Origin of the sequence: Polaribacter vadi (genome assembly GCF_018861005.1) — a bacterium.
Taxonomy (GTDB): Bacteria; Bacteroidota; Bacteroidia; order Flavobacteriales; family Flavobacteriaceae; genus Polaribacter; species Polaribacter vadi_A.
Map to the genome: position 1 here is coordinate 1 of NZ_JAHKQL010000032.1, position 8,657 is coordinate 8,657.

Annotated in this window: 9 protein-coding genes; 8 read left to right on the plus strand and 1 reads right to left on the minus strand. The window is 29.0% G+C overall.

The window, feature by feature from the left end:
- The 8 genes from KO506_RS14775 to KO506_RS14810 form a co-directional block, all read left to right on the plus strand.
- Positions 1 to 206, plus strand: a 206-nt coding sequence (locus KO506_RS14775; protein WP_215995699.1) for a hypothetical protein, incomplete at its 5' end; no start/stop codon positions are given.
- A 447-nt stretch (positions 207 to 653) separates the two neighbouring features.
- Entirely contained in the window at positions 654 to 1,202 is a 549-nt protein-coding gene (locus tag KO506_RS14780) for a hypothetical protein (RefSeq protein ID WP_215995700.1), read from the plus strand.
- Positions 1,180 to 2,121: a vWA domain-containing protein gene (locus KO506_RS14785; protein ID WP_215995701.1), complete on the plus strand. Its 942-nt coding sequence runs from the start codon at positions 1,180 to 1,182 to the stop codon at positions 2,119 to 2,121. Before KO506_RS14780 ends, KO506_RS14785 begins: the two co-directional genes overlap by 23 nt.
- A 5-nt stretch (positions 2,122 to 2,126) precedes the next feature.
- On the plus strand, positions 2,127 to 3,737 hold the full coding sequence (locus tag KO506_RS14790) for a hypothetical protein (protein WP_215995702.1): 1,611 nt from the start codon (positions 2,127 to 2,129) through the stop codon (positions 3,735 to 3,737).
- 25 nt (positions 3,738 to 3,762) lie between these two features.
- A complete protein-coding gene (locus KO506_RS14795; RefSeq protein ID WP_215995703.1) occupies positions 3,763 to 5,376 on the plus strand; it encodes a protein kinase in 1,614 nt (537 codons plus the stop codon).
- The gene (locus KO506_RS14800) at positions 5,376 to 6,188 is read left to right on the plus strand and encodes a hypothetical protein (protein WP_215995704.1); all 813 of its coding nucleotides are present in this window, start codon (positions 5,376 to 5,378) and stop codon (positions 6,186 to 6,188) included. The genes KO506_RS14795 and KO506_RS14800 overlap by 1 nt, the downstream gene beginning before the upstream one ends.
- 28 nt (positions 6,189 to 6,216) lie before the next feature.
- Positions 6,217 to 6,954, plus strand: coding sequence for a MotA/TolQ/ExbB proton channel family protein (locus tag KO506_RS14805; protein WP_215995705.1), 738 nt, complete (start codon positions 6,217 to 6,219; stop codon positions 6,952 to 6,954).
- Complete coding sequence (locus tag KO506_RS14810) at positions 6,941 to 8,029, plus strand: S1 family peptidase (RefSeq protein ID WP_215995706.1); 1,089 nt, start codon at positions 6,941 to 6,943, stop codon at positions 8,027 to 8,029. The genes KO506_RS14805 and KO506_RS14810 overlap by 14 nt, the downstream gene beginning before the upstream one ends.
- 29 nt (positions 8,030 to 8,058) lie before the next feature.
- Here the strand turns inward: KO506_RS14810 and KO506_RS14815 are convergent, their stop codons facing one another.
- Positions 8,059 to 8,463, minus strand: coding sequence for a hypothetical protein (locus KO506_RS14815; protein WP_215995707.1), 405 nt, complete (start codon positions 8,461 to 8,463; stop codon positions 8,059 to 8,061).
- Positions 8,464 to 8,657 lie beyond the last annotated feature (194 nt).

Sequence of the window (8,657 nt, forward strand, 5' to 3'; positions counted from 1 at the left end):
AACTTAAAAATGCAACCTTTAAAGATATCCAAAAGCTAGTTTATAATGGCAAAGTACATTTCGATAGCATTGAAAGCATGGAAAAATCACTTGAAAAAAGTGAATTTCCAATGCCAGAAAATTTTGAAAAAGAAGCTATTGATTTATTTAATCGTTGGAAGAAAGGTTATAACGATAGGGTGTACAAAATCACTCAACTTATTTAAAGAACCATATTGAAATTTAAAAAAATATAAAAAATAACTTAGTTGTTGAATATTCAGAAAAAGAGCATTTTCTTAAAGTTTTCAAAAAAATAAAGAAGATTAATAAATAGATTAAATATGCTAAAGATGCTTTAGAAAAGGTGAATATATTCATGCTAATTGACCACATTGATATTCCTAAAAGAGAGAATACATATCTAAATCCTGTATTGAATATAAATACTTTAGTCCCAACTAGAATCTAAAGATATAACTTCGCAAAAACATAAACTTCTTTAAATTAGCAATTTAACAATAACCTCTGTGTTTTTTTATCAATTTATTAAATTTTAAAAAAACTAAAAACCTTTTTGGAGTTTTAATAAATATTTATTTAAATTTAAAAAAAAATTGCTAGCTACTTTTCCTAAGTCTTCAATTTTATCAATTAGTTAAATTCAATATAAGATGTTTCAATATTGGTATAACAACAGTGGTAATCTATTTGAATCATATTCCTTAGATGAAATATTAAGTTTTGATCTAAAGGAATCAACATTGATTTTTAAATCTGATAAAGAAGACTGGCACAGCAAAGGAAAAAACTTTGAGTTTGCTAATTATATATGTTTCGAAAATAGTCAAAAGACCTTTGAAAAACCTTATTTCAGCAAGCCCTATAATTGGTGGAGAGTATCATTTATAATCTCTTTGTTGTTAATACTTATTTCTATTGAGAGAGAGAGAGAATTATCTATAGGTATAAGTTCCGAATCTTTTTCTGTAATGCTAATTATATCAATAATCTTTGCCTTTAAATTATTCTTTAGAAATTGGGAGATTATTCGGAATAGAATTTTAAGAATTGAACCTTCAAAAGCTGTAGGTTTTTATTACATCCGCTTCTTCAACATTAATTGGTTTTTTAAAGCACCATCTGACCTGATTATAAATCAAAAAACATCTTTCAATATTTTCTTAAATTTAAACAAATATGAAATATTATTATTGCGTTGAATGCCCGCAAACGCCTGAATTAGTTTATGATGACTCTACTAAACCTGATAATTTTATCTGCCAACGTGCAGAATGTCCTGGGAATGGTCTAACTGGTTTAGTTATTGAGGCTCCATATCCAGGTGGTGGTGGAACAAAAGTTCCGATTGCACAAGAGGTTGGATTATGTGTACTTTTAATGGATGCCTCTGGGTCTATGTTCTTCGACCCCGCCTTTAAAGGTCAAAGATTTCCATCCACATTTGGGAATGCTTTCTTAAATAAAGCCGAAATGGTTTCAAAATGTGCAGCAAATGCTATTTTTCAGTTAAAAGATATTTCTTTAAAAAAACACCAAGAGGCTTATATTATGGCCATTAAGTTTGATCATAATCAAAGTTTAATGTTCCTTAAGCCTATTAAAGAACTTATTCAAGAGTTTGGAGAAGCTGTTAATTTTGCGAAATATCTTTATGAAGAGTTAGAACAGATGAAGGGAGGCACAAATATTAATAGTGCCTTAGAAATGGCTTATAGTTTTATCTCTAAATTTAAAGAGGGAAATATCCCCGGTATTGGAGATTTTGAACCTATGTATGATTCTATTCATTTGCCAAATAAAGGAGGTGATTATGAGATTCCGAATATTAGAGCAATGATATATACAGATGGTGAGCAGCTTGCTGAATATGGAGCACTTCAAAATCCATTTATGGAACACGATCCTGACTTACTTTTAGGGGCTTTTATTGGAGACCAGTCTGAAGTTGGATGTGATCAATTAAGAAATATTGTGAGTAAATGTCCAATACATAACCAAGATCAATTTTTTATTATTGATAGTCCTCAAAGTCAATCTACGCTTAGGAGATTATTTAGAATGGCATCAGATGCTTCAGGTTTCTGTCCTTCCTGTATTGCTCCTACACAATTAAGATAAATGTTATGATTAAAAAAATACTATTCTTATCAATAATTTTAGCTGTTTTTTCAACTGTTGCTCAATCTACTAATAAGAGTGAAATAATTCAAAAAAAATACGATAGTATTCTTGTAATATATAAGACTTTAGAGAAAAAAGGGGGAATTTCATTAGAAAAAGAAAATGGATGTATAACAGATAGAATTACTTCTTTGGAAAAACAAGAAACTATTGTTTTAAAGTATGAGAATGCTAAAGAATCACCATATTATGTAAATGCTCAAACGCAAATTGAAGAACTTTCACAGCAAGCGGATTCGTGTTTAAGTTCTTTAAGCGAAAAAATTAATAATCTAATTCATAATAACATAAAAAAGAACGACACACTAAACAATAATGAAACACCGCTACAAATATCAGAATCTTTATTAAAAATTAAAAATAATCATCTTGAAGAATTAAACTCCGAATTAAGCAAATCTAATGGTACCCTAAATAGTAAAGTTCAAAACCTATCTACAGAATTAATAAATGCACAAAAACAAAGAGAAAAGTTATTATACTGGTTTTGTGCTATTGCTTTGATAACCTTTATATATATACTATTACTGGTATTTAAAAAAATAAAACAAAAAAAATCTATTAAAGATTTAAATGATAATTTAAATACAAAAAATAAAGATATTAAGTCTTTAGAAAATCAAACTCAGCAACTTTTAGTTAAAATCAATTCAATAAAAACGGTTACCCAGAATTCCTCTGAGATTGAACTCAAGAGAATATTTTCTCCTCTTTCTCCCTTATCAAATAATAAAACACCGTTATTTTTAGCCGAATCATTTGTTACAGCTGGACCTCGAAAAAATTATATTGAGCAAATAGAAGATGGGGATATAGACCTTGGCGAAGATGTAGCAGGCTTTCTTGTAAAAGGAAATTATGCTGCTTTTTGGGTGTTAGATGGAACTAGTGGTCAAGATAAATTATATTCAAAAGAAGATGATGATAGAATACAACTTGGATCTCAATCCAAAGAGTACTTCTCTTCTAGGTTATTGGCTCAAAATATCGCTTGGAATTTACATTCTTTAATAAAACAAAATGGTCTTGAATATTCCTCGTTTATGCTGTTGAAGCAAGCTATAGAAAAGACTCAGACTCAATGGCAAGAAAATATTAATAATTTAAAAAAAGAGGACAAACTTGAACTTAAACAAATTTTGGAAGCTAGAAATATGGTTTTATGTTCAACTACAGTAGCTTTTGGAATAATTACTATGAATAAAGAACTTGATTTAACCGTTTCTGGTGATTGTGTTGTTATTACTCAACCAAACCCTATTGAAATACCACCTAATAACAGAAGACAAAGTGCTAATATTTATCTGAAAGATGGAAAAATAAAAGTCGATTTTAATGATTTAAAAAACAGTGATTGTGTAATAAAAAATGCAACTGGCATAGAGAAAGTTATAGCAATGTCTGATGGTATAAGCAAAATGACTCAGAAATGGATTTCTTCTAGTACAAATATAGATTTTACAAATCCTCAAATTAGAGAAAGTCTTGCTAGACTGGAACAAAAGTCTATGGATGATAAGTCCATTTCAATCATTCAAATCATTGAAAAATAAAGATTGAGTAAAAAACACTCAAAATATGGAAGTAAAAATAAATGGAAATACATACAATTGGGAAAGTAATTTTCTAAACGAAGTCAATCAAATTAAGCAATCTAAGTGGTCTAAAAAAAGAGAAGATTATTTTTGTTTTGAAACGATTGGTAATACTAAATGCTTTATCAAAAGATCTGAAGTTGGTTTTGATGGCAAATCAATCTTCGATAAAATAATTGATAAAGATATCCAAGCCATACCAAAGGTTTATTCCGTATCAGAAGTTCTGGAAAACTATAAAAAAGTTCAATATTTAGTAACTGAATTTATTGAAGGAGATACACTGGATGTAGTTTTAAACAATGGAGTTCAAGTTAATTTAACGTCATTTGCAGAAGACCTTACCAACGGGATTAAATCTCTAAATGACTTAGGTTATTGGCACTCAGATTTAAATGCAGATAATGTTTTTATTTCCACTTCCGGAAACACTTATATTATCGATATAGATAGCTGTGTTGAAAATACCAATAGACCAACTTATACAACAAACAAATCTGGTGCGTTAACTACTCTCTCAAATCAATTAGGATCATACGCTTTAAAATATTACAAAAAATATTTAAATAAATCAACCGATTTTAGTTTTTCAAATATTGATGGCACAAATCTAAATTACTTTCAAATAATTTTTTTAATATTCCAAGTCAAATACTTTTTACAACAAAAAAGAGTAAACCCAAATCTTATTTGGAAAAAATCTACATTTAAAGGTTTAGATGTTGAGGATGAGATACACAACTTTAATCCAGCATATGCCAATCGTGTTTTTGAGGATGGTTTAAAAAAAACGCTTGATAAAGAAGTGGTTATAAAATTTCTAAAAAACCTTATAGATGATTCAATCAAAAATGTACCAGATACAAATGCTCTAAAAAAAATCCAAGAACTTAGAACACTTAAAGTTAAATATAGCAAATTAGAAATAAAAGCAAGTAGATTAGAAAAAAAGGCAAATGAACTTCAAACAAATAATAAAAAATTAGTAGAACAAATAGATCGGCTAAACACTAAAAAAACTAAGGTAAGTGGTATTAGTTGGTTTTGGGGCATTGTTGCTTGCTTAGCAATTTTTATTGGTCTGGTAACCTATAATAATATAAATGAAAAATTAAGTGATTATAAATCTAGATTTGATAGTGAAAGAGAAAAATTAAGTGATGCAACAAATAAATTAAATGAATTAAATAATTCATTCGATGAATTATCAAATGTTATAGACCCATTTATAATCTCAAATATTGAATTTAAAAATTTAAAAGATGGTGTTATTGGCAATACTTTTAACAAATCATCTACCGATTACATCTCACCACAATTAGAAATTTATTCATTAAAAGACGAGAAAGTAGAAATTAGATATACTCGCCATGATAAAGATCATGATTATTGGAATTTTACTGATCCGGACAAAAGCTATTTAAAAAAATATTTTAGTAAGTATTACCATTTTGAAGACTTTAATCTGACTAAAGGTAAGAATACTATAAAATTTCATTGGAGTATAGGTGGCGGCAATTGGGGTTATAGTCCATATACGTATAAGTTCTATATTAACGGGAAATATATAAAATCAAAAAGTCTTAATATAAGATAATGGCAAGAAAACCAATAGAAATATTTAGTATCTCTTTTCTAGATCTTATCTCAGGTGCTCTAGGTGCAGTAATTTTATTGTTCATTATTGTACCGAAATTAGATAATGAAACAAGACAAGAGTTAGAAGCCTTAAATAATGTAAATGTAGAATTAAGTGAACTAGAAAATATTCTCGAGCAAGCTAAAAACTCTATACCAAAAGAAATATATGAAGAAATACAAAATCAGATTCAATCTCTTGAAGATGCTGTGTCTAAACTAAATGATGAAGTTAATGAATTGCAAGATCAATTACTTAAAGCAAATCAAAAAATAGAGCAATTAGAGGCTCAAATACAAAACCAACAGCAACAAATTGAGTCTATGACTCAAGAGATAGAGCAATTGAGAGAACAGCTTTCACAATGCAAAGCCAATATGGAAAAAATTGAGGCTGAGGGAAGATTTGCGGTAATTACGATGTCTTGGAATACAATAGGAGATGATGTTGATTTACATATTATAGACCCTAGTGGAGCTGAGTTTTACTATGAAAAACCAACTATATCAGGTAGACCAGGTGAGTTAACAAGGGATGATGTTAAAGGTCCAGGTGTTGAAGTTTGGCAAACTTCATCTTTGCAAACAGGTACATATAAAATTAAAGCTAATCTTTATAAATCTGAATCAGGTAAGTATCCCAATGTACAATTTTGGGTATACTATAGAAATGGTAATAAATCACTTAATAAAACTTTATATACAGTAAGAAATATAATTCAAGTAGTTAATCTAGTTGTCGACTCTGAAGGCAACGTAACATTTAATTAATATGAAAGGAACTAAACTAAACTTTTTGTTGGCATCCATCTTAGCCATTATATTATTAATTTTTTTTATTCTAGGTTTTCAATTCTCTCCTAATAAATCTATCTCTAAAAGGATCTTTTTAGCATTAGGTGGAGATTTTTTAAATGGTGGTTACATCCAGTTTTTCACCTACATCTTTTTCTTTTATGGCGTTACAGAAATATTAAGATTTCAAAAAAGAATAACGATAGAAAGTAGTCTTTTACAACAGAACTTGTTACCCGAAGAACAACACAAGGTAATTAATTCAGATGACGTCAGTAAACTGAAACATAAATCAATTAATTTTGAGTTACAAAAAGAAGATAAGTTTTATCTTACAAGTCTAATTAATCAAGCAGCAACAAAATACAGAGCAAATCAATCAATACCAGAGGTGTTGGAAACCTTAATTAGAAATTCTCAATTAAATATTCAATCTTCAGATAGTTCACAATCTATGCTTCGATATGTAGCATGGGTTATACCTTCTGTTGGATTCATAGGCACAGTATTGGGAATTTCAGGAGGAATTGGAGCAGCTAGTGGAGATATGAGTACAGAAGTAGTGGATAAAGTAACTTCTCTTTTAGGAGTTGCCTTTGACACTACTCTAATTTCATTAATCCTCAGCATTATTTTGATGTATTTAATTCATAGACTCCAAGAAAAGAATGAAAATTTACACACAGAAATTGAACAATATGTAATGAATAACTTTATTAACAGAATTTATGTCTCAAAATAAGCTTTCTTCTCATATAATCGTTTGTAGAAATTGTGATACAAGGGTTGCTAAAACTCCTAATAAAAAATGTGTCTCTTGTTCTATTCCAAACTGGGGTTACACAAACGAAGAACTATTGAAAATTAATAATCCAACCAAGCAAATCGTTCAAAAACTTGTTTGTAAAAACTGCGATAATACCGTTGTTCGTACACCTTTAAATAAATGTCACCTATGTGAAATGCCTTATTGGGGTTACACTGAGTTTGAACTTGATAATGGACTGGTAAATTTGATAGAGATTGCAAAGGACAAACCTAAAAAAGGAACTGTCCCAAAAAAACATTCATCCAATTTATTGGTTGGAGGAATTAGTTTAATTATCATTTTTCTTGTTGCTGTTTTTCTATTTGTTCCAAACGAAAATAGTAACGATGAGGAAAATTTAATTTCAGATGAAATAGAAAATAACAATATTGAGTATGCTTCCAATATGGAGGAAGTTCAAAAAGCAGTTGTTTTTATTAAAGTATCTGGAAAAACTGGTACAGGATTTCTAATATCAAATAAATATATTCTTACAGCGGGTCATGTTGCTTGCGGTGGAAATGATTTTGAAATTACTTTCACAAAATTTCAAAATAAAAAATATAGAGCTAAATTAGTTCATTGTGCGCTGATATCTTCACGTAGGAATTTTGAATATTTTGAAAGAGATTTTGCTTTATTAGAAATTTCTCCAATAAATAATATCAAACCTTTAAAACTTGGTAATTCAGATAATATTGCAGAATTAGATGATGTTTACACTGCTGGTCATTCTCTGGGTGATGCAAATCTATCTTTAACAGAAGGAGACATAAATAGTTTAAAATTTGGACGAGAAAGTTTTGATTTATTCAAACACACGATAGCAAGTAATCCAGGAAATAGTGGAGGACCAATTATTAATAAATCTACAAATGAAGTCGTTGCAATATTGGTCGGAGGCAGGAGTCCTTTCCTTGCAGAAAACAATTTGATTATACCTCAAGGTGAAAATATAGGAGTAAAAATAAATAATGTTAAATATGCTTTAAATGAATATATTAATTAAAATGCTTTAAAAAATAATTAGGTTTATTCCTAAGCAAGCCCAACCAAAACTAAATTTAATAGCTCTCTGCTCCAAGTTCTACTAGCTTTGAATACTATACTTTGCATCAAATATTTATTAACCTTTCTACCTATCTTAAGTGTAGTAAAAAGTCGGGCGTAATGCGATGCATTAACTGTTGGTTTTTCGTTTTTATTAATTTTTTTATCTGCACTAATGGATAAATTCTCATAATCAACAAGGTTTTGCCCAATCATATTCGATGCCCAAATATTGGTACTATAATTCCCATTACTACAAAAATATATGAGGTTCAAATTCCCCAATAAACTCCTCGCTCTTTCTTTCGCTTGATTTCCAGACATTACGTTCACAATACCATCTAGATTTTGTGCAATATAAACTGTGGCTACCCATGATTGCCTGCTCAGCATTATTGTAACTATTTGCTTTGGTTAAGGATAGAGAGCTTATTAGGAAATCTAAATACTTCTGATCTGGAAAATACATATCTGAACTCTTCATTTCTATACATTAACAATGTCATTTAATTAATAATACAATATTTATATTTACAGAATACAATACTGAATACGGTTTTGATAAAAAAACGAATATTAACCTCTCT